This window comes from Shewanella submarina (assembly GCF_042646185.1).
GTDB classification, from domain to species: Bacteria; Pseudomonadota; Gammaproteobacteria; order Enterobacterales; family Shewanellaceae; genus Shewanella; species Shewanella corallii.
The window spans coordinates 343,579-363,276 of sequence record NZ_JBHRTD010000012.1; the positions used below are offsets into that span (position 1 = coordinate 343,579).

A 19,698-nucleotide genomic window follows, 5' to 3' on the forward strand; every position below is an offset into this window, starting at 1 on the left:
CGTGCCCTTTAAGCTGTTCCGGGCCACAAATGCAGCATCGGATTGGTTTAGAAAGCCTTAGGTGCGAACCCGGTGACTTTTTCCAGACCCATTTCACGGCCCAGTTTGGTCATAGGGTGAACCACCACCAGACCTTTCACTGACTTTTTCAGCTTACCCATATCGGCCTGCTCAGCCTTGGTCAGCTCGCGGCGAAACGCCATATCTTTCAGCTGCTGGCCTTCTTTACCCAGCAAACGGTTCTGCTGGCCTTTAATAGCATCGATACGCTTGGTGGTCGCTGCGATTTCGCGCTTGAACTGCATAACAATGGCGGCATCGCCACGCTGCTCCGCAGCAGCCAGTTTGCGGCGGAATTTATCCAGCTTGTCGTGCATCTGCTGCAGTTCTTGTTTCAAATTCATTGGTAAACCTCTGATAGCCTGACGGCAAATAGCAATGCAGGATTGGGGTGACACTATTTGCCCGACATTTAGCTGAACATCAACTCAAACCGTCCGGGAAAGCACCGCATACCTGCTGAAGATTGGCGGGATTATATCAGTATCCCCCGATAGTTGCAGAGCTTATTCGACCTGTGTCAATGGAATAATACGTTGGTTACTGCTGCCCCTGAAAGCCAGTGAAGGATCATGCAGTTGCTGTTCAAACTTGCCGTCCACCAAAGTATCAACCAGTGCGACCACAGCGCGCTGCTCCGGGCTTAAGTTTTCAAGTGTATAACCGGTCCACATCCACACATCTTTCCCCGGGCACTGCGCACGCACCCGCTCCAGCAAAGTTTTGATGGCAGACAGGTTACCGGGAAACAAAGGGTCGCCTCCTGAAAGGGATAAGCCCTTACGCTTCACTCTGGTGTCATTGAGATCTTTGATAATGGTATCCATCATCGCCTCATCAAACAGATGACCCGAACGGGGATCCCAGGTGCTCTGGTTGTAGCAGCCGCGGCACTGGTGCTCACAACCGGCTACAAACAAGGTGGCACGCGTACCCGGACCATTGATCACATCAATCGGATAATACTGGTGATAATTCATCTCATTTCTCCTGACGGGAAAGGACAAAAGGCGCCCCTTTACAAGGAGCGCCTTTAAAACTAAATGCTTCAGTGAAGTCTGACGATTACAGGTGTTTAACCCGACGCTTCACTTCTTCCTGCTTACCGTGGTTGAACGGACGCGCATCCGGGCTACCCAGGTAACCACATACGCGGCGGGTTACCGACACACGGCTTGGTTCGTGGTTACCACATTTAGGGCAGGTAAAACCTTTACTGGTACAGGTAAACTCACCTGTGTAACCACAGTCATAACACTCATCGATCGGCGTGTTGGTACCATAATATGGTACGCGGCTGAAGCTGTAGTCCCATACGTTTTCCAGCGCTTCCAGGTTGTGCTGCATGTTCGGGTATTCGCCGTAACAGATGAAGCCACCGTTAGCCACTTCCGGATAAGGCTGTTCAAAATCCAGCTTATCGTAAGGGTTCACTTTCTTCTCAACATCCAGGTGGAAGCTGTTGGTGTAGTAACCTTTTTCAGTCACACCATCAACCAAGCCAAACTCTTTGGCGTCCAGTTTGGCAAAGCGACTACACAGGCTCTCACTTGGCGTGGAGTACAAGCTGAAGCCATAACCGGTTTCTTTCTTCCAGGCTTCAGTGGCAGCTTTCAGACGAGCTACAATGGCAACCGCCTTCTCACGCAGCTCTTCGCTGTCAAATACATGAGTCTCAGTGCCGTACAGGGCATTGATGGTTTCATGCAGACCAATATAACCCAGGCTGATCGATGCACGGCCATTTTTGAAGATTTCAGACACTTCATCATCCGGCTTCAGGCGCACGCCACAGGCACCTTCCATATACAGGATTGGTGCAACTCGGGCTTTTACCCCCTGCAGACGTTCGATACGGGTATCCAAGGCCTTGCGGGCAATCGCCAGGCGGTCTTCCAGTAAACGGTAGAACTCGGCTTCATCACCCTTGGCTTCCAACGCGATACGCGGCAGGTTCAGGCTCACTACACCCAGGTTGTTACGACCTTCGTGGATCAGTTCACCATTCTCTTCATAGGTACCCAGGAAGCTGCGACAACCCATTGGCGTCTTAAAGGAACCTGTGACCTTCTCAACCATTTCATAGTTGAGGATGTCCGGGTACATACGCTGGGTGGCACACTTCAATGCCAGTTGCTTGATGTCGTAGTTACAGTCGCCAGCTTTGTGGTTGATACCATCACGGATAGCAAACACCAGCTTAGGGAACACTGCAGTTTTCTTGTTCTTGCCCAGACCACCAATACGCACCTTCATGATGGACTGTTGGATCAGACGGGACTCCCAGCTGGTACCCAGACCAAAACCAAAGGTCACAAATGGCGTTTGGCCATTGGCGGTGTGCAGAGTATTCACTTCATACTCCAGCGACTGGAATGCGTCGTAACACTCTTTTTCGGTACGGGCACGGGCATAGGCTTCGGCATCGGGAATGGCCCACTCACGGCCAATCTCCAGGTGCTTTTCATAGCTCTTGGCCACAAACGGCGCCAGTACTTCATCTATACGGTTAATCGTGGTACCGCCATAGATATGGCTGGCTACCTGAGCAATAATCTGCGCAGTGACCGCAGTTGCAGTAGAGATAGACTTAGGAGTCTCAATCTCAGCGTTGCCCATTTTAAAGCCCTGGGTCAACATGCCGGCCAGGTCGATCAGCATACAGTTGAACATAGGGAAGAATGGTGAGTAATCCAGGTCGTGGTAATGGATTTCACCGCGCTCATGAGCACCAACAACATCCTTTGGCAGGATATGACACTTGGCGTAATGCTTCGCCACGATGCCAGCCAGCAAATCACGCTGGGTTGGGATCACTTTGGAGTCTTTGTTTGCGTTCTCGTTGAGGATAGAGGCATTGCTCTGCTCAATCAGACCACGAATTTCAATGTTCAGGCGGCTTGAGGTCTCACGACACACGTCACGGTCGTGACGGTATTCAATATAGTGACGGGCTACCTGCTTGTATGGACCTTCCATCAACTGGTTTTCCACCAGAGACTGCAGGTGAGAGATCTCCACTTCGTCCAGATGTGCTACGGCCTGACTGACACCATCAGCCACGGTCTGCGCATAATCAACGTCTGTAATCCCTTCAGATTTTGCGGCTGCAATTACCGCGTCCCTAATCCTGGAACCGTCAAAAGAGGTACGGCAACCGTCCCGCTTAATCACAACTGGCATAAGGCTTTATCACTCCCGAGGTAGACAAGACACTTACTATATATAGTGCCTTGCATGTACTAGAACACAAGATGTTGCGTATTAAGCGCCAAGCAACCGGCTTTTACCTTGATCTGGATCAAGTTCCGGGGATGACAGTTCAAAGCGTGAGTGATTAGTGTTGCCAGCCCCAAAAAGTGACCAGGATCTCCTTGACCCCATGTTTCTTTGGCGCTAGTCGGAGGCCGAATGTGCGTTCAAGCTCAGAAAGAAAATTTAATGACTGTTCACTTACTTCAGCTTGCAGGTATAACGAAAACACCCGGTAAAAAACCGGGTGTTTTATGCAGGCATTGTTAATCAGCCGATGCTGATATGGCGACTAACGTAGCCTTTTGTAGCCAGTTATTTGTGATGCTACTTACCAAGTACCACTTCAATCTGGTGTTGGGCTTTCAGTACAGCTTGTTCACCGGCAGCGATCGCCTCTTCTGCACGGTGGAACTCCATAATCCCAATATCAGACACCTTGGGCAGAATACAGACATCCGGTGGGTCGCCCATCAGACGGGCACGCTTGTGCCGTTGCTCCAGAATATCCATAGACTGAGACATTACCGCCAGCATGCCAGGGTCTTGTTTAGGTTTGCTGGTGAATACATCGGTTAGCCCGGTCAGGTAGTCCCGGCCTCTGGCCAACAAATCTGTAAAGCCGGTAGCACTGTGTTCATCCGCTTTGACCAGCTCAGCTTCAGTAGGTTGCTCACTTTTCAGGTTCACAGGTACAGCCTGAATTCGACGGCGACGCTCACCACTCAGGTCAACCGCGATAACGACATCTACGTCCATAGCTCGGGCAACAGACACTGGAACCGGATTCACTACTGCGCCATCCACCAACCAACGGTCTCCCTGTTGAACCGGGGACAGAATGCCCGGCATGGAGCAGGATGCCCGCACCGCATGACGAAGTTCCCCCTCACTGAACCAGATCTCCTGGCCTGAATACAGGTCGGTCGCCACGGCAGTAAACGGTAACTTCAGATCTTCAATACGCACGTCACCAATATGAGACTCGAGTACATTGAACACCCGCTCGCCTCCAATCAGCCCACCCTTACGCCAGCTTAAATCCATCAGCCCCAGAACATCCCAGTGAGAAAATCCTCTTACCCAGGACTCCAGCTCTTCCAGGTTGTCATTGGCATAAGCTGCGCCAACCAAGGCACCAATCGAGCAACCAGCGACCTTGTCGGGATAGATCCCCAGCTTCGCCAACCCTTTCAGCACCCCTATATGGGCCCAGCCTTTAGCCGCGCCACTCCCCAGAGCCAGTCCTATCGTCAGCGGTTTTTGTTCGCTCACAGGCAAGTTCTCCTATCTCTTTGTTCGATCTAACAGGGGACGCAGTATACGCAGATGCTGAGTCACCACCAAGTCAGCAGGATGACAACATATATTGTCAGGTGCGAAAATTCTGCCGGTACATACCCCTTGTCACGGTTTGGGTATACAATAGCGCGTCAAATTTATAGGAGTACACCTTTGCAATTTTCCGATTTCTCTCTGGACAAGCGTTTATTGGCCAGCCTTGAGCACATGGGTCTCAGCACCCCTACCCCAATTCAGGAACAAGCCATTCCTGTGGCCATGTCCGGCCGTGACTTGATGGCATCATCCAAAACGGGCTCAGGTAAGACACTGGCGTTCCTGCTGCCGGCCATGCAGAGAGTCATTTCCACCAAGGCGCTGTCAAAGAGGGATCCCCGTGTACTGATCCTGCTGCCAACCCGGGAGTTGGCGCACCAGGTATACAGCCAGCTGCGTTTGCTGATCGCCAATACCCAATACAAGGCGGTATCAATTCTCGGTGGGGAAAACTTCAACGATCAGGCCAAAGCCCTGGCCAAAGATCCACACTTTATTGTGGGTACTCCGGGTCGTGTGACCGACCATCTGTTCCAAAAGCAACTCTACCTGAATGGTCTGGAGTTGTTGGTACTGGACGAAGCTGACCGTATGCTGGATTTGGGCTTTGCCCCCCAGCTGAAAGCCATTCATGAAGCTGCAGATCACAGACGTCGTCAGACTCTGATGTTCTCTGCCACTTTGGATCATGAAGAGGTTAATGAAATCGCCGCCCAGTTGCTGAAACAACCTGAGCACGTCGCTATCGGAGCCAGCCACACAGAGCATGGTGATATCACCCAGCGTATCTTCCTGTGTGACAACCTGACCCACAAAGAAGCGGTATTGATGGAACTGCTCAAGCAGGAGCAGCACAAACAGGTGATTCTGTTTACCGCCACCCGGGGTGATACTGACCGTCTGGCGACCTTACTGTCTGAGCAGGGCTTCTCTACCGCCGCCCTGAGTGGCGATTTGAAACAAAGCGCCCGTAACCAGATTATGGACAGCTTCAGCCGCGGTCAGCAGCAGATCCTGGTGACCACAGATGTGGCCAGCCGCGGGCTGGATTTGGCCAACGTCTCTTTGGTTGTGAACTTTGATATGCCCAAGTTTGCTGAAGAGTATGTACATCGCATCGGCCGTACAGGTCGTGCCGGTGCCAAAGGTGATGCTGTTTCTCTGGTGGGCCCAAAAGACTGGATGAGCTTTAAAAAAGTGCAGGTATTTATGCGCAAGACTTTTGACTTCAGCACCCTGCCCGGTCTTGAGCCTAAGTTCAGCGGCCTGAAAGACACCCCTCAAAAGAAGGCTGCAGCCAAGAAAGGTTCAGCTAAGCCTGCGGCCAAGCGCCCTGCCAAAAAAGCCAGTGATAAACCGGCACCCAAGCGCGACAAACGCTTTATCACAGGTGTGGATGTGGGTGATGCGCCAATGCGTAAAAAGGCCAAACCGAATCTCGACTTTATGGATGATGATGAGTAATCATCCCTGAATAGAAAATCCCCGCCCGGCGGGGATTTTTTGTATCTGCGCCCAATCAAGCTCAGCGGCAAACACTTTTGGCTGAGAGACATGACGCCATCCTGCTGTTAGCCTGAACTTATCTTTCATCAGTTGCTTAAATGCCTATGAAGCAGATAACTCGTTGGTTCCGACAATGCTCGCCGCTGTTGATTCTGGCGGCCTTATTCAGCTCCTGTCTGGCTGCTAACAATCCCCCGCTGCGACAAACAATCACCACTCAGGATGGTGATCAGATTGCCCTGTATCTGTTTCCTCCCTCTGAGCCTCACAATAAAGCGTTACCCGCTATTCTCACTATCCATGGTGGTGGCTGGACTGTCGGAGAAGCAGCCTGGACTTTTGACTCAGCAAAGAAATTCGCAGACCAGGGAATCCTGGCTGTCGCAGTGGAATACCGACTGACCAAAGGTGAAATCACCCCTATAGATGCAGTGCAGGATATCTGCGATAGCCTGAAGTAGGTTCGTAACCAAACCCAGTGGCCGGTAGACCCGGAAAAAGTCGCTACCTTTGGGGTATCCGCCGGTGGCCACCTGGCCGCGATGACTGCGACCAGAGGTTGCGGTAATAAGGAGGGCAAGTATAAAAATGGCGGCACAGATCTTTTACTGCTTTGGTCGCCGGCATTGGATATGGAACATGACAACTGGTTTGCAGGTTTGCTGGCAGGAAAAGCTAAAGTCGCTGATTACTCACCTGTCTATACGCTGACATCTTCCATCGCACCCAGCATGATAATTCAGGGGGAACAGGACACACTCACACCAACATCCGGCGCCCGTAAATTTTGTCAAAAGGCGACTGACTTAAAGAGCCATTGTGAATTAAAACTGTATCCTGGCGTGGGGCACCTACTCACCCGAAATCTGAAGGTTCAGGAGCGAAATTTCGACCCGGACCCAGAGTTTGTAAAGGATGGCTTTAGCTCACTGCAGGATTTCCTCGAACATTATGGGTATACCAGCTCTCGCTAAACAAACTTATGGACGTCAGTTCCCGGTTAGCCCCAGTTAGATTAAGCCAAGGCAACCGTAGCAAAATAGATATTGGTTTTATCCTCATGGGATGAGTAGTAGCTGATGTAGAGCCTATTGCCTTCAAGCACCACTCCTGCGTAGCTGGTATCGCCGCCTGAGGGCAGTGTCAGATGCTCGGTGACCTCACCGCTGACTCTGTCGATTTCCACCAAAGAGGTTCTGACGTTATCGTCATAGAGGCGCACTACGGCAAATAACCTTGTTTGCCACTCAAACATCACAGGGCCGCCGATACGGCAACTCAGTTCAAGCCAGCTCCACTCTTGATATGGAGCGTCCGCAGTCCCCAATAGACCCGTAAATTCCGGGCCCCATACCGGGTCGCGGCGGAGCAGGATCTCAGCCTTGCCATCTTCAAACAGCATATCGGCTTCATTGACATAACCGGATGAATTTAAGGGCGCAACAGCACCGTCAAAGTCAAGGCCATTGTCGCTGTGATACAGACGAACATCCCCTTCCGGTCCAGCTCGATAGGCTACGCCATAAAAGCCCGATTCATCCTGGGCTTGCCTTACCCGCCACAGCCAGTAGTTATTGTCTGAAATGGTTATCTCAGGTTCACTGAAATCAACACCATCAGCGCTTTGCCACACCCAGGACTCCAGACAGTTATGTGGATCAGCGCTGTCACTGCGGTCTACTGCTGCGCCATAAACCAATAATCTGGCTTCCTGAGCCAGTAGTTTTCCGTCCCGTAAATCCTTGCCTGGCATCTTGAGCAGGGCAATAGAATGCCAATCAACTCCATCATCAGAACGAAGAATACGCAAGTCGGCCTCATCGCTCACATGGACGCTGGCTTCGCGGAAAATACAGTAAAATTGGCCCTGAAAACGGCACAGGTCGGTAAAGGCGTTGTGCTCACCTTTATCCCAGATACAAGCAACAGACTGGAGTTTCATATTCATCCCTGGGCAATTGGCCGTTTAAACAGTGTCGAGTCCTGTTATCAGTCTGTCTGAAAAACAAAAAGGCCGCAAATGCGACCTTTTTAATCAACAGGATAAAGCCTTAAGCTTATCGTCAGCAGAGATTAGCTGCGCTGGCGACTTGGCTTTTGACGTGGCTTACCGGTTGTGGTTTTGTGCTTGCGTACCGCACGTTTAATCTTGGCACTGCGTACCTTGGCACGGGCAACACTGTGCTTGTCAGCGCCCAGCAGAGTACGGGTTTCAGGATCCATGCCCGCCAACTGACGCAGATAGTTGACCTGCTCCAATGGCAGCTCCATCCAACCGCCGCGAGGCAGTGTGGTTGGCAGCTCAATCATACCGTAGCGAACACGGATAAGACGGCTGACCTGGATCTCCTGAGATTCCCACAGGCGACGCACTTCACGGTTACGACCTTCACGCAGGCCTACGTGCCACCACTGGTTGATACCTTCACCTCCGGCAGCCTTGATGTAATCAAACTGGGCAGGGCCATCTTCCAGCATTACACCGCCACGCAAACGCTGCACGGCCGCTTCAGTGACTTCACCAAAGGTACGTACTGCGTATTCACGCTCAACTTCGTTGGATGGGTGCATCAAACGGTTGGCCAGTTCACCGTCAGAGGTAAACAGCAACAAACCTGAGGTGTTGATATCCAGACGACCTACAGCTACCCAGCGTGCATCACGCACCTTGGGCAGGCGGTCGAATACGGTAGGACGACCTTCTGGATCTTTACGGGAACAGATTTCACCTTCAGGCTTGTGGTAAGCCAATACACGACACACGATGTCGTCGGCAGACTTCAGAGAAACTGCACGACCATCTATACGTACCTTGGCGTCAGCCTCGATACGGTCACCCAAATTTGCGATTTGTCCGTCAACACTAACTCGTCCTGCAGCAATCCATGCCTCCATCTCACGACGGGAGCCATGGCCTGCGCGGGCCAAGACTTTCTGCAATTTTTCACTCATTAGTAGACTCTTCTAACTGCTCTGCTGCCTGCTCCCGGTTGGAAAACAGGGCAGCCAATGACTCAGGATCAGTCAGCGGGGGCAAATCCGCCAGGGTATCCAGGCCAAAGTATGATAAAAATTCCGTGGTGGTGGCATAGAGAGCGGGTCTGCCCGCTACCTCTTTATGGCCCACAACACGGATCCAATTCCGTTCAGAGAGCACCTTGATGGTATGGCTGCCTACGGCGACGCCGCGAACCTGCTCAATATCGCCGCGGGTCACAGGTTGTCTGTAGGCAATCACAGCCAGTGTCTCCAGTGTCGCCCTTGAATATTTGGGCGCCTTTTCCTGCCAAAGTACCTGCAGGTAAGGACTGAGCTCTTCCCGGCTCTGGAATCGGTAGCCACCGGCGACTTTCACCAGTTGCACACCACGGGGAAGATAATCCTGCTGCAGCTCTTCTACTGCGGCCCGGATACGCTCTCTGGACACACTGAAAGGTGCCAGTACAGTTTCCCTCAGTTCCTTGAGGGTGATAGGTTTGGCCTGCACAAACAAACAGGCTTCAATCAGTTGCTTTAGCTGCTCGGCATTAATCTGCATCAGCGCGCCTTTACATAAATCATAGCCAGAGGTTCGCGCTGGTAAAGCTCCACCAGCAACTCTTTAACCAGCTCCATCAGTGCCAGAAAGGTCACCACGGCGCCAGCTCTGCCCTCTTGCGCCTTAAACAAAGACGTAAAAGGGATAAAATTCTCGCCATCCAACATCGCCAGAATCTGGCTCATCCGCTCACGGGTCGACAGGTTTTCCCGTTTCACCTCATGATGGGCGGTATGCTCAATGCGTTTAAGCACTCCGGCAAAGGCTCTGGCCAGTTCAGCCAGCGTCACGTCCGGCGGCAATATTTCTGGTTTTACCCCAGGCCCCACCTTGGCGTTGGCCTGGAACAGGTCCCGCTCCATTCGTGGCAGAGCATCCAGAGATTCAGAGGCATACTTAATCACCTCATAGGCTTTCAGCTGCTTAATCAGCTGGGCTCTTGGGTCCAGCTCCTCATCATCTTCTGTGACCATTTTGGGCAGCAACAAACGGGATTTAATCTCCGCCAACGTCGCCGCCATCACCAGATAGTCCGCCGCCAGTTCTACTCTGGCGTCGGTCAGCAAAGTGATATATTCCAGGTACTGAGCCGCAATCTGTTGCAGTGGCAAGTCCACCACATCCAGCTTTTGCTTGCGGATCAGGTAAAGCAAGAGATCCAGCGGTCCTTCGAAGGCTTCCAGGAAAACTTCCAGCGCCTCCGGAGGAATAAACAGGTCTGCGGGCAGCTCGGATATTGGCTCGCCGCGAACAACAGCTAATGGTAAGACTTGTTGTACGCTCTGCATGAGCTCTCCAAAGTTAACCTGCAATCAGGCGTTTTATCGCCAAACGCGCGATTATACCTGCTATCTGAACTTAAAGAAATGGGGTCAGATCTCCAGCGCCTTCACGGATAATTTCCACTTCGCCTTCAGACAGATCCACCACGGTAGTTGGGTTCTCACCCAAATAACCGCCATGCACAATGGCATCCACCTGATGCTCCAGCATATCGCGAATTGCCTCAGGATCTGACTCGGTAAAATCCTGACCCGGCATAATCAAACTGGTGGACAGCATTGGCTCACCCAAGGCCTCCAGCAGTTCACGGGCAATCACATTGTCCGGCACACGAATACCGATAGTTTTGCGCTTATCGTTAAGCAGGCGCTTGGGAACTTCCTTGGTGCCTTTAAAGATAAAGGTGTAAGGCCCCGGGGTGCAGTGTTTAAGCAAGCGAAACGCCTGGTTGTCGACCCGGGCGTAATTGGAGAGCTCGGACAAATCCTGACACATCAGGGTAAAGTTGTGGTCATGCTTGATATTACGAATACGGGCAATACGTTCCATCGCGCCTTTATCGCCAATCATGCAGCCCAGGGCGTAACCCGAGTCGGTTGGATAAACAATAACACCGCCGCTTTGAAGAATATTCACCGTTTGGCTAATCAAACGGGCCTGAGGATTGACCTCATGTACATAGAAAAACTGACTCATGATCTGGTTTCCCATTTTTCTGATTCCCAGACCCAGGAGAGTCCCTGAGGCCGGTATAAGTTTTTGCCCAGCTCGATCCATCGGCCGGGGAAATGAAAGTCGCTGCCCACAGAGGCCAGCAATCCCTTTTGAATACTGAGTGCAGCCAGATTGGTTCTGTCATCCAATGTTTGCTGCCCCATGACCACTTCCATGGCATCACCACCGGCTTCTTTAAATTCTCTCAGCAAGCGTTTAAGCCATTTCGCCGAGAGTTTATAGGCACTTGGATGAGCCATCACAGCAACGCCGCCAGCGTCATGTATTATCTCGATCGCTGTGGGAATATCCGCCCAGTTATTGGGTACGTAGCCGGTTTTTCCCCGGGCAAGGAAGCGCTTGAATACCGCCATGGAGTCAGGTGCATGACCATGCTCCACCAAAAAACGAGCAAAGTGACCACGACTGATGGCGGCATCCCCAGCCAGTGATTTAGCCCCTTCATAGGCGCCCTCAATGCCAGCTTTGGCTAAACGCACCCCTATCTCACGGGCGCGTTCCTCTCTCAAGCTCCGTTGATTTTCCAGAAAATCCAGCAGTGGCTGATGGTGAATATCGACATTCAGTCCCACTACGTGGATATCGAAATGATTCCAACGGGTGGACACTTCAACGCCATTAATCAAATTAAGAGGCTCACTTTGGGCATTATTGTATTGGTGAGCTTCACCCAAACCGTCAACGGTATCGTGATCGGTAATTGCCAGCATCTGCACGCCCTGCTCAATCGCACGGGCAACCAGGTCCGCTGGAGCCAGACGGCCATCGGATGCTGTGGTATGGCTGTGTAAATCAGCCAGTAAGGTATCTGTTGTCATGGTGGCAATTGTACTCTTTTCTTTCAGGAAAAGCGCGAACTTAGCTAATGTCAGACAAACTCACTAAAGCCGGTCACAGGTAGGCTGCACAAATATCGGGTTTGCAGTGTAATTGCGGTAGCAGATACTCAGAGTTCAGAGGGTAAATCTCAGGTCTGTTTTTACAGGCAAAGCTTGCCAAAATCTCACTTTGCCGAAGAAAAAAGCAGTTATCGTTAAAAATGAGCATTATTCAATTGACAAAGTTTCCACGATTGGTTTTTCTATAGGGCATAGACAACAGAGATGACACGTTAAATGAACAAGCATACTTTCATCGTTAACAATAACTGGTGGTGGCACTATCCAACTTGCGGGTAGTGTGTTGTGCTGCACTCATTTAACTGAGACAGAATTCGACAAAAGGCCCGCACAATGCGGGCCTTTTTTGTATCTGAGTTAAATCTGCATCTACAAAAAGACCCGCAAGGCAGCAGGTCAAAAGGTCAGCAAGACTGGCGAAAACAGGATAGACAGATGAAAAACACAGAAAATACGGGACTCCCTACATTTCCCGACGTTTTTACCCAAAAGCAGGCGATAAGCTATCACAGTGATCCACTGAGTCTGTACCAGCATTTGTGCAATGACAGCGCCAACACCCTGCTGCTGGAATCTGCCGAAATCGACACCAAGGATCATTTAAAAAGCCTGGTGATGACAGATGCGGCTCTGATGATCCGCGCCGACGGCTACCGCTTAACCTTCACCGCCTTAAGTGGCAATGGCCGCGCCCTGTTCGCCCCTATCGCCGCTTACTTCAACACTGAGCAGTTCCCGGGCTCGAGCAAGAGCGAAAACGGTGACACACTGACAGTAACTTTGGTGCGGCCAACCGGCGTCATGGATGAAGACTCCCGCTTAAAAGCCTGTTCGCCACTGGAAGGGCTGCGGATGCTGGTCAAAGAGATAGGCGGCGTGGATGCCTTTGAAGATCTCTTCCTCGGCGGCGTGCTGGCCTATGACCTGATAGATACGGTCGAACCCCTGCCTGCCACTGCCAATGGCGCTAACCACTGTCCTGATTACCTCTTCTACCTTGCTGAAACCCTGCTGCTGATTGACCATCAACAAGCGTCTGCCGAGCTGATTACCCATGCTTTCACCCGTGACGATCTGGTCCTCGGTAAGCTGGCCAATCGCACCGCCAACCTTATCGACAAAGCCAAAGCTCATTGCCCGGCCCAGGAAATCTATCCCGTCACAGCCGAACTGAGCGTGAATATCAGCGACAGTGATTTCTGTGCCAGAGTTGATGAACTTAAAGAGCACATTGTCGCCGGTGATATTTTCCAGGTAGTGCCATCCCGCCGTTTCAGCTTGCCCTGCCCAAATCCTCTTGGCGCTTACCGGGCGCTGCGGGCCAGCAACCCCAGCCCCTATATGTTCTATTTCCGTGGACCAGATTTCACTCTGTTCGGCGCATCGCCGGAAAGCGCGCTGAAATATGAAGCTCAGTCCAATCAGGTTGAGGTATACCCCATTGCCGGTACCCGCCCCCGTGGCAAAGCACTCGACGGCAGCATTGATGCCGATTTGGACTCCCGCATTGAGCTTGAGCTCAGATTAGATAAGAAAGAGCTATCTGAACACCTGATGTTGGTGGACCTGGCCCGTAACGATATTGCGCGTATTGCCCGCGCAGGCAGCCGCAAAGTGGCCGAGCTTTTGAAAGTCGACCGCTACTCCCATGTGATGCACCTGGTAAGCCGGGTCACCGGAGAGCTGAGAGATGACTTGGACGCCCTGCACGCCTATCAGGCCTGTATGAATATGGGCACACTTGTGGGCGCTCCCAAAGTCAGAGCCTCTCAGTTGGTACGTGAGTGTGAAGGTGAGCGTCGGGGCAGCTATGGCGGCGCAGTAGGGTACTTAAACGGCCTGGGGGATATGGATACCTGTATCGTTATCCGCAGCGCATTTGTTGCAAGCGGCATAGCGCATATTCAGGCCGGTGCCGGCGTGGTATTTGATTCAGTGCCACAACTGGAAGCCGACGAAACAAGACAAAAGGCTCAGGCCGTTATTAATGCCATCAAGCAGGGAGGTGGCCTGTGAAACTCTATCTGCTGGATAACTTCGACTCCTTTACCTACAACCTGGTCGATCAATTCCGTTCCCTTGGCTGTGAGGTGGTGATCTACCGTAACGAGATCGATGTGGACTTTCTGACGGACAAACTGCTGTCAGAGACCAATCCCACCGCCCTGATATTGTCTCCCGGTCCGGGAGCCCCTCATCAGGCTGGCTGCATGATGCAACTGCTGAATAAAGTTGCTGGCAAGTTACCCATTCTGGGGATTTGCCTAGGCCATCAGGCACTGGTTGAGCATTATGGCGGCACTGTGGGGCGCGCGCCGTTCGTGGTTCATGGCAAGGCGAGCAATATCATCCACAATGGCAACCCGTTATTTGATGGTCTGCCTACCCCGCTGCCGGTAGCCCGCTACCACTCTTTGGTGGCTACCTCGGTCCCGGATTGTCTGGAGATTATCGCCACTACGGAAGGTTTGCCTATGGCCATCAGTCATCAGCAGCATCCATCAGTGGGCTTCCAGTTCCACCCTGAGTCCATCTTAACCACTGCCGGTAGCCAGTTGCTGGTGCAAACACTCAATTACCTGAAGAGTCAGTCAGAAGTAAAAGGAGGCCTGTGATGGCACAATCTCAGCAAAGCCTGTTCGAACAAAAAGCCCTGCTGGAGCAGCTGTACCAGGGTCAAAGTCTGACTAAAGCCGAAAGCCAGTCACTGTTTTCCTCCCTCATTCAGGGCGAAATGAGCCAGGCCAATATTGCAGCTATGTTGATTGCCCTGAAGATGCGCGGCGAGACCATTGATGAAATAACCGGGGCCGCCAGCGCTTTGCGTGCAGCCGCCAGGCCTTTTCCCAAAACCGACGAGGTGTCCGGCATTATTGATATCGTCGGCACAGGTGGCGATGGCTACAACACCATCAATATCTCCACAACCGCCTCTTTTGTTGCTGCAGCCAGTGGTGCCAAGGTCGCCAAACATGGCAACCGCAGTGTGTCCAGCAAATCAGGGTCATCGGATCTACTGGCCAAGTTTGGTATCGATCTGACCATGTCCCCTGAAACCGCAGCCAAATGCCTGCAAGAGCTGGGCCTGTGTTTCCTGTTTGCCCCTCACTACCACGCAGGCGTAAAGCATGCGGTGCCTGTGCGTCAGGAGCTGAAAACCCGCACCCTGTTTAATATTCTGGGACCGCTGATCAATCCTGCCAGCCCTGACTTTATGCTGCTGGGTGTGTACACAAATGAATTGCTGGTGCCCATTGCCGAAACCCTTAAAGCACTGGGCGTCAGCCGTGCCATGGTGGTTCATGGCAGCGGTTTGGATGAAGTAGCCCTGCATGGTGAGACGACCGTGGTTGAGCTTAAAAATGGCAAGCTCTGCCAATACACATTGACCCCGGCAGACTTTGGCGTTGAAAGCGCTGAAATCAAAGATCTGGAAGGTGGAGAGCCGGAAGAGAATGCCGCTATCACTCAGGCAATTTTGCAAGGCAATGGCGAGCAGGCTCATACCAATGCCGTGGCCATCAATGCCGGTTGTGCCCTGTACCTGAGCGGTCTGGCTCCTTGCGTTAAAACAGGTACGGCGCAGGCACTGGCAACCCTGGAAAGCGGCAAAGCCTGGAGCTTGCTGCAGGAGTTAGCCAACATCGATGACAACACCAAAGCCACTATCGCTCAGGAGAAGCAGGCATGAGCAATGTATTGACCCGAATTGTCGACACCAAGGCCGCACATATCGACGCCCTTAAAGCACGCTTTGGTGAAGCGCTTGAGCCCAAAATTTCAGACCGCAGCTTATATGATGCCCTGGCCGCCCCTGCTGCAGGCTTTATTCTGGAATGTAAAAAGGCCAGCCCATCCAAGGGACTCATTCGTGATGACTTTGATGTGGCCCAAATCGCATCCATTTATCGCCGTCACGCCAGTGCGATTTCGGTGCTGACCGACGAAGAATTTTTCCAGGGGGATATGGCCTACATTCCGCAAGTACGGGAATTAGTCCACCAGCCTATTTTGTGCAAAGACTTCTTTGTCTCTCCCTATCAGGTGCAACTGGCTGCCCATCAGGGAGCCGACGCTATCCTGCTGATGCTCTCCGTGCTGGATGACCAGGAGTACCGGAGCCTGGCCGCTGAGGCTGCCAAATATCAACTGGATATTCTGACCGAAGTCAGCAATGAGCAGGAGCTTGAGCGCGCCATTGCACTGGATGCTCGCATCATTGGTATCAATAACCGTAACCTGCGGGATCTAAGTACAGATCTCGCCACCACAGAAGAACTGGCGCCACGCATTCCGGCTGGCACCCTGGTGATCAGCGAATCCGGCATCTACACCCATCAGGATGTCCGACGCTTAAGTCCTCTGGTGGCAGGCTTTTTGGTAGGCAGCTCACTCATGGCTCAGGACGATTTGGATATGGCTTGCCGCAAACTTATTCGTGGCGAGCATAAAGTCTGCGGCCTGACCAGAATTGAAGATATGCAGGCCGCAGCCAGCTCAGGCGCAGTTTATGGCGGCATGATTTTCGCTGACAGATCCAAACGCAAAATCACTCTGGAGCAGGCCCAATCACTTGCAGCCGCCAATGCACAGGCTGAGCAAAGGCTGGCACTGGTGGGTGTGTTTGTAAACCAGAGCCCAGAGCTGATTGCCGGGTACGCCAATACGCTTGGGCTTGCAGCAGTGCAGCTGCACGGTCAGGAAACACTCTATGAAATTGCCCAGCTTAAAACGCTGCTGCCAGGCGCCACCCAGGTCTGGAAAGCAGTCAGTGTCGATACTGACTCGGGTGAAGTGGGCAACTGCCCGGATGAACTTATTCAAAGCTGTGATCGCCTGCTTTACGACAGCAAGGGCCAACTGGGCTTTGGCGGCAGTGGAGAGCAGTTTGACTGGCAGCAGAGCCTGCCAAATAAAAGCAGCGCATTGCTGGCAGGCGGCCTGAATGCCGGTAATGCCAAAGACGCAGATGGCGCAGGATTTCTGGCACTGGATTTCAACTCAGGTCTGGAGTCCATGCCAGGCATCAAAGATCCGGAATTAATCGAGCAAGCCTTCAGCGCCCTGAGATTGTATTAGACGCTGAGCAAAACGAACCGAATAACAAATATCAATGAATTAAAGGCACAGCCAAATCGCCCAGGCTCAAGTAGAAATTGGGTGATATGGCAAGCCAAGTAACGAATACCAGTAAATTAAGGCGCAGCCAAATCGCTCAAGTTCAAGGAGAAAGCGCGGAGTTTATAAATCATAAATGAGCACTTTCCCTGTTCGAATAAAGAAATGAAATTGGGTGATATGGAAAGCCAAAAGGAAAAAAGATGAGTCACTTTAAATTAGATGCCTACTTTGGCGAATACGGCGGGGCTTTCGTTCCGCAGATCCTGATGCCAGCTCTGGTACAACTGGAGCAAGCCTTTATTGAAGCCATGGCGGACGACAGCTTCAAGGCAGAATTTATCGACCTGCTTAAAAACTATGCCGGTCGCCCAACTGCGCTGACCCTGACCAAGAACTTAAGCCCTAATCCGCTGGCAAAAATTTACCTCAAGCGTGAAGACCTGCTCCACGGCGGCGCCCATAAAACCAATCAGGTGCTGGGACAGGCTCTGCTGGCCAAGCGCATGGGCAAAAAAGAGATCATTGCCGAAACCGGCGCCGGTCAGCACGGCGTGGCCACTGCACTGGCCTGTGCTCTGCTGGGTCTTAAGTGTCGCGTCTACATGGGTGCCAAGGACGTTGAGCGCCAATCACCCAATGTATTCCGTATGAAGCTGATGGGCGCAGAGGTAATCCCTGTGCACTCCGGCTCATCAACCCTGAAAGACGCCTGTAATGAGGCGCTGCGCGACTGGTCGGCCAGCTACGACGATGCCCACTATCTGCTGGGTACCGCTGCCGGTCCTCACCCTTTCCCCACTATCGTGCGTGAGTTCCAGCGGGTGATTGGCGAAGAAACCAAGAAACAAATTCTGGAAAAAGAAGGTCGCCTGCCCGACGCGGTTATCGCCTGTGTGGGTGGCGGCTCCAATGCCATCGGCATGTTCGCTGATTTCATCGATGAAACCTCAGTCCAGCTGATCGGTGTCGAGCCTGCCGGTAAAGGGATAGATACAGATGAACACGGCGCGCCGCTGCACCATGGCAAGACCGGCATCTTCTTTGGCATGAAAGCCCCGCTGATGCAGGATGAAGATGGTCAGATTGAAGAGTCCTACTCAGTCTCTGCAGGTCTGGACTTCCCTTCTGTGGGGCCACAGCATGCCTTCCTGCACGCATCCGGCCGTGCTCAATACGGCTCAGCTACGGATGATGAAGCGCTGGAAGCTTTCCAGTTGCTGGCACGCTCTGAAGGCATTATTCCCGCACTGGAGTCTGCCCACGCCCTGGCTTACGCCGTGAAAAAGGCCGAAGAAGCCACAGAGGAAACCATTCTGGTGGTTAACCTGTCCGGTCGCGGCGACAAAGATATCTTCACTGTATCTGACATCCTTGAGCAAAAAGCTCAATCTGAAGCATCAACAAAGCAAACAAGCAATCAATAAGGCGGCAGGAGCACACCATGACACGTTATCAAACTACCTTTGCCCGCCTGCAGGACGAAAAACGCGGTGCATTCGTTCCCTTCGTGACTCTGGGCGATCCAAGCCCTGAGCTGTCACTGGCGATTATCGATACCCTGGTACAAAACGGTGCCGACGCGCTGGAACTGGGTTTCCCTTTCTCTGACCCTCTGGCCGATGGCCCTGTGATCCAGGGCGCCAATCTGCGTGCCCGCGCATCGGGAACCACGCCATCGGTTTGCTTTGAAATGCTGACTCAAGTACGCGCCAAATACCCACAATTACCTATCGGTCTGCTGGTCTATGCCAATCTGGTATACGCCAACGGTATGGATAACTTCTATGCCAAAGCTAAAGATGCCGGTGTAGACTCTGTACTGATAGCTGATGTGCCGGTTGAAGAAGCCGGGCCGTTTATCGAATCTGCCAGGGCTCATGAGATTGCCCCTATCTTTATCGCCCCGCCCAATGCCGACAGCGAAACCCTCAAACGCGTCAGCGAAGCAGGCAGTGGATACACTTACCTGCTGTCCCGCGCTGGGGTAACAGGTACAGACTCCAAAGCCGGCAAGCCGGTGGGCGAGGTGTTAAAAGCGTTGGCGGAGTTTAATGCGCCACCACCACTGCTGGGCTTTGGCGTAAGTTCTCCGGATCAGGTTCGCGCCGCTATTGAGTCCGGTGCAGCCGGTGCCATTTCAGGCTCGGCTGTGGTGACGATTATTGAGCAGCATCAAAATGAACCGGAAGTGATGCTGGCCAAACTGGCCGAGTTTACCTCAGCGATGAAAGCTGCCAGCTGATAAAAGCGCTCAACTCAACCAATATAAAAGGAAGGCCGTGGCAACACCGCCTTCCTTTTTATTTAAGAACCTCGTTCGCTGTCCTAAATTGTCTCGTACTCGAAAGAATGACAAGACTCTGAAACGCTCTATCTTCCACTGGAGCTGCAAAAACATCCCCGTAACACCCTAGTTGCAATCACCCCAACAACCACGTATAAGAGAATATAAGTATGATAAATAAT

Annotated in this window: 17 protein-coding genes and 1 pseudogene; 8 read left to right on the forward strand and 10 right to left on the reverse strand. The window is 52.3% G+C overall.

Translation table 11 applies throughout. The features are described from left to right. Positions 1-47: 47 nt before the first annotated feature. From ACFOE0_RS10485 to rssA, 4 genes are all read right to left on the reverse strand, one after another. The gene (locus tag ACFOE0_RS10485) at positions 48-404 is read right to left on the reverse strand and encodes a YibL family ribosome-associated protein (protein WP_248935816.1); all 357 of its coding nucleotides are present in this window, start codon (positions 402-404) and stop codon (positions 48-50) included. A 162-nt stretch (positions 405-566) separates the two neighbouring features. After that, positions 567-1,040 (reverse strand): anaerobic ribonucleoside-triphosphate reductase-activating protein, encoded by a 474-nt coding sequence (gene nrdG, locus ACFOE0_RS10490; protein WP_248935817.1) that lies wholly within the window; start codon positions 1,038-1,040, stop codon positions 567-569. Positions 1,041-1,125: 85 nt separating this feature from the next. Continuing rightward, on the reverse strand, positions 1,126-3,243 hold the full coding sequence (gene nrdD / locus ACFOE0_RS10495; protein WP_248935818.1) for an anaerobic ribonucleoside-triphosphate reductase: 2,118 nt from the start codon (positions 3,241-3,243) through the stop codon (positions 1,126-1,128). A 396-nt stretch (positions 3,244-3,639) separates the two neighbouring features. After that, positions 3,640-4,587 carry a patatin-like phospholipase RssA gene (gene rssA / locus ACFOE0_RS10500; RefSeq protein WP_115138150.1) on the reverse strand — a complete coding sequence of 316 codons (948 nt, stop codon included), beginning with the start codon at positions 4,585-4,587 and terminating at the stop codon, positions 3,640-3,642. Between the two features lie 180 nt (positions 4,588-4,767). Between rssA and ACFOE0_RS10505 the strand changes: the two genes are divergently transcribed. Both ACFOE0_RS10505 and ACFOE0_RS10510 read left to right on the forward strand, forming a co-directional pair. Beyond that, positions 4,768-6,114: a DEAD/DEAH box helicase gene (locus ACFOE0_RS10505; RefSeq protein ID WP_248935819.1), complete on the forward strand. Its 1,347-nt coding sequence runs from the start codon at positions 4,768-4,770 to the stop codon at positions 6,112-6,114. 146 nt (positions 6,115-6,260) lie between these two features. Further along, positions 6,261-7,130: pseudogene (locus ACFOE0_RS10510) on the forward strand (alpha/beta hydrolase). A gap of 41 nt (positions 7,131-7,171) precedes the next feature. Here ACFOE0_RS10510 and ACFOE0_RS10515 read toward each other — a convergent pair. From ACFOE0_RS10515 to rnm, 6 genes are all read right to left on the reverse strand, one after another. Next, a complete protein-coding gene (locus ACFOE0_RS10515) occupies positions 7,172-8,098 on the reverse strand; it encodes an exo-alpha-sialidase (protein ID WP_248935820.1) in 927 nt (308 codons plus the stop codon). 131 nt (positions 8,099-8,229) lie between these two features. After that, complete coding sequence (gene rluB, locus ACFOE0_RS10520; RefSeq protein WP_248935821.1) at positions 8,230-9,108, reverse strand: 23S rRNA pseudouridine(2605) synthase RluB; 879 nt, start codon at positions 9,106-9,108, stop codon at positions 8,230-8,232. Then, entirely contained in the window at positions 9,101-9,694 is a 594-nt protein-coding gene (scpB, locus tag ACFOE0_RS10525) for an SMC-Scp complex subunit ScpB (RefSeq protein WP_115137938.1), read from the reverse strand. The genes rluB and scpB overlap by 8 nt, the downstream gene beginning before the upstream one ends. Then, a complete protein-coding gene (locus tag ACFOE0_RS10530; RefSeq protein ID WP_248935822.1) occupies positions 9,694-10,482 on the reverse strand; it encodes a segregation and condensation protein A in 789 nt (262 codons plus the stop codon). Before ACFOE0_RS10530 ends, scpB begins: the two co-directional genes overlap by 1 nt. A gap of 70 nt (positions 10,483-10,552) precedes the next feature. Next, on the reverse strand, positions 10,553-11,173 hold the full coding sequence (locus tag ACFOE0_RS10535) for an L-threonylcarbamoyladenylate synthase (RefSeq protein ID WP_248935823.1): 621 nt from the start codon (positions 11,171-11,173) through the stop codon (positions 10,553-10,555). After that, complete coding sequence (gene rnm / locus ACFOE0_RS10540; RefSeq protein WP_248935824.1) at positions 11,170-12,030, reverse strand: RNase RNM; 861 nt, start codon at positions 12,028-12,030, stop codon at positions 11,170-11,172. The genes ACFOE0_RS10535 and rnm overlap by 4 nt, the downstream gene beginning before the upstream one ends. A gap of 516 nt (positions 12,031-12,546) precedes the next feature. Between rnm and ACFOE0_RS10545 the strand changes: the two genes are divergently transcribed. The 6 genes from ACFOE0_RS10545 (at position 12,547) to trpA (ending at position 19,474) form a co-directional block, all read left to right on the forward strand. Then, on the forward strand, positions 12,547-14,127 hold the full coding sequence (locus ACFOE0_RS10545; protein WP_248935825.1) for an anthranilate synthase component 1: 1,581 nt from the start codon (positions 12,547-12,549) through the stop codon (positions 14,125-14,127). Next, positions 14,124-14,726: an aminodeoxychorismate/anthranilate synthase component II gene (locus ACFOE0_RS10550; protein ID WP_248935826.1), complete on the forward strand. Its 603-nt coding sequence runs from the start codon at positions 14,124-14,126 to the stop codon at positions 14,724-14,726. The genes ACFOE0_RS10545 and ACFOE0_RS10550 overlap by 4 nt, the downstream gene beginning before the upstream one ends. Further along, positions 14,726-15,802 (forward strand): anthranilate phosphoribosyltransferase, encoded by a 1,077-nt coding sequence (gene trpD, locus ACFOE0_RS10555; RefSeq protein WP_248935827.1) that lies wholly within the window; start codon positions 14,726-14,728, stop codon positions 15,800-15,802. The genes ACFOE0_RS10550 and trpD overlap by 1 nt, the downstream gene beginning before the upstream one ends. Then, entirely contained in the window at positions 15,799-17,190 is a 1,392-nt protein-coding gene (trpCF, locus tag ACFOE0_RS10560) for a bifunctional indole-3-glycerol-phosphate synthase TrpC/phosphoribosylanthranilate isomerase TrpF (RefSeq protein ID WP_248935828.1), read from the forward strand. Before trpD ends, trpCF begins: the two co-directional genes overlap by 4 nt. Before the next feature lie 242 nt (positions 17,191-17,432). Then, on the forward strand, positions 17,433-18,656 hold the full coding sequence (trpB, locus tag ACFOE0_RS10565) for a tryptophan synthase subunit beta (protein ID WP_248935829.1): 1,224 nt from the start codon (positions 17,433-17,435) through the stop codon (positions 18,654-18,656). Between the two features lie 17 nt (positions 18,657-18,673). Continuing rightward, entirely contained in the window at positions 18,674-19,474 is an 801-nt protein-coding gene (gene trpA / locus ACFOE0_RS10570; RefSeq protein WP_248935830.1) for a tryptophan synthase subunit alpha, read from the forward strand. Positions 19,475-19,698: the final 224 nt, after the last annotated feature.

Bases quoted from the DNA above. Each gene is read 5' to 3' on its own strand.
- ACFOE0_RS10485 (WP_248935816.1), bottom strand. From the start codon at position 404: ATGAATTTGAAACAAGAACTGCAGCAGATGCACGACAAGCTGGATAAA.
- nrdG (WP_248935817.1), bottom strand. From the start codon at position 1,040: ATGAATTATCACCAGTATTATCCGATTGATGTGATCAATGGTCCGGGT.
- nrdD (WP_248935818.1), bottom strand. From the start codon at position 3,243: ATGCCAGTTGTGATTAAGCGGGACGGTTGCCGTACCTCTTTTGACGGT.
- ACFOE0_RS10515 (WP_248935820.1), bottom strand. From the start codon at position 8,098: ATGAAACTCCAGTCTGTTGCTTGTATCTGGGATAAAGGTGAGCACAAC.
- rluB (WP_248935821.1), bottom strand. From the start codon at position 9,108: ATGAGTGAAAAATTGCAGAAAGTCTTGGCCCGCGCAGGCCATGGCTCC.
- scpB (WP_115137938.1), bottom strand. From the start codon at position 9,694: ATGCAGATTAATGCCGAGCAGCTAAAGCAACTGATTGAAGCCTGTTTG.
- ACFOE0_RS10530 (WP_248935822.1), bottom strand. From the start codon at position 10,482: ATGCAGAGCGTACAACAAGTCTTACCATTAGCTGTTGTTCGCGGCGAG.
- ACFOE0_RS10535 (WP_248935823.1), bottom strand. From the start codon at position 11,173: ATGAGTCAGTTTTTCTATGTACATGAGGTCAATCCTCAGGCCCGTTTG.
- rnm (WP_248935824.1), bottom strand. From the start codon at position 12,030: ATGACAACAGATACCTTACTGGCTGATTTACACAGCCATACCACAGCA.
- ACFOE0_RS10545 (WP_248935825.1), top strand. From the start codon at position 12,547: ATGAAAAACACAGAAAATACGGGACTCCCTACATTTCCCGACGTTTTT.
- trpD (WP_248935827.1), top strand. From the start codon at position 14,726: ATGGCACAATCTCAGCAAAGCCTGTTCGAACAAAAAGCCCTGCTGGAG.
- trpCF (WP_248935828.1), top strand. From the start codon at position 15,799: ATGAGCAATGTATTGACCCGAATTGTCGACACCAAGGCCGCACATATC.
- trpB (WP_248935829.1), top strand. From the start codon at position 17,433: ATGAGTCACTTTAAATTAGATGCCTACTTTGGCGAATACGGCGGGGCT.
- trpA (WP_248935830.1), top strand. From the start codon at position 18,674: ATGACACGTTATCAAACTACCTTTGCCCGCCTGCAGGACGAAAAACGC.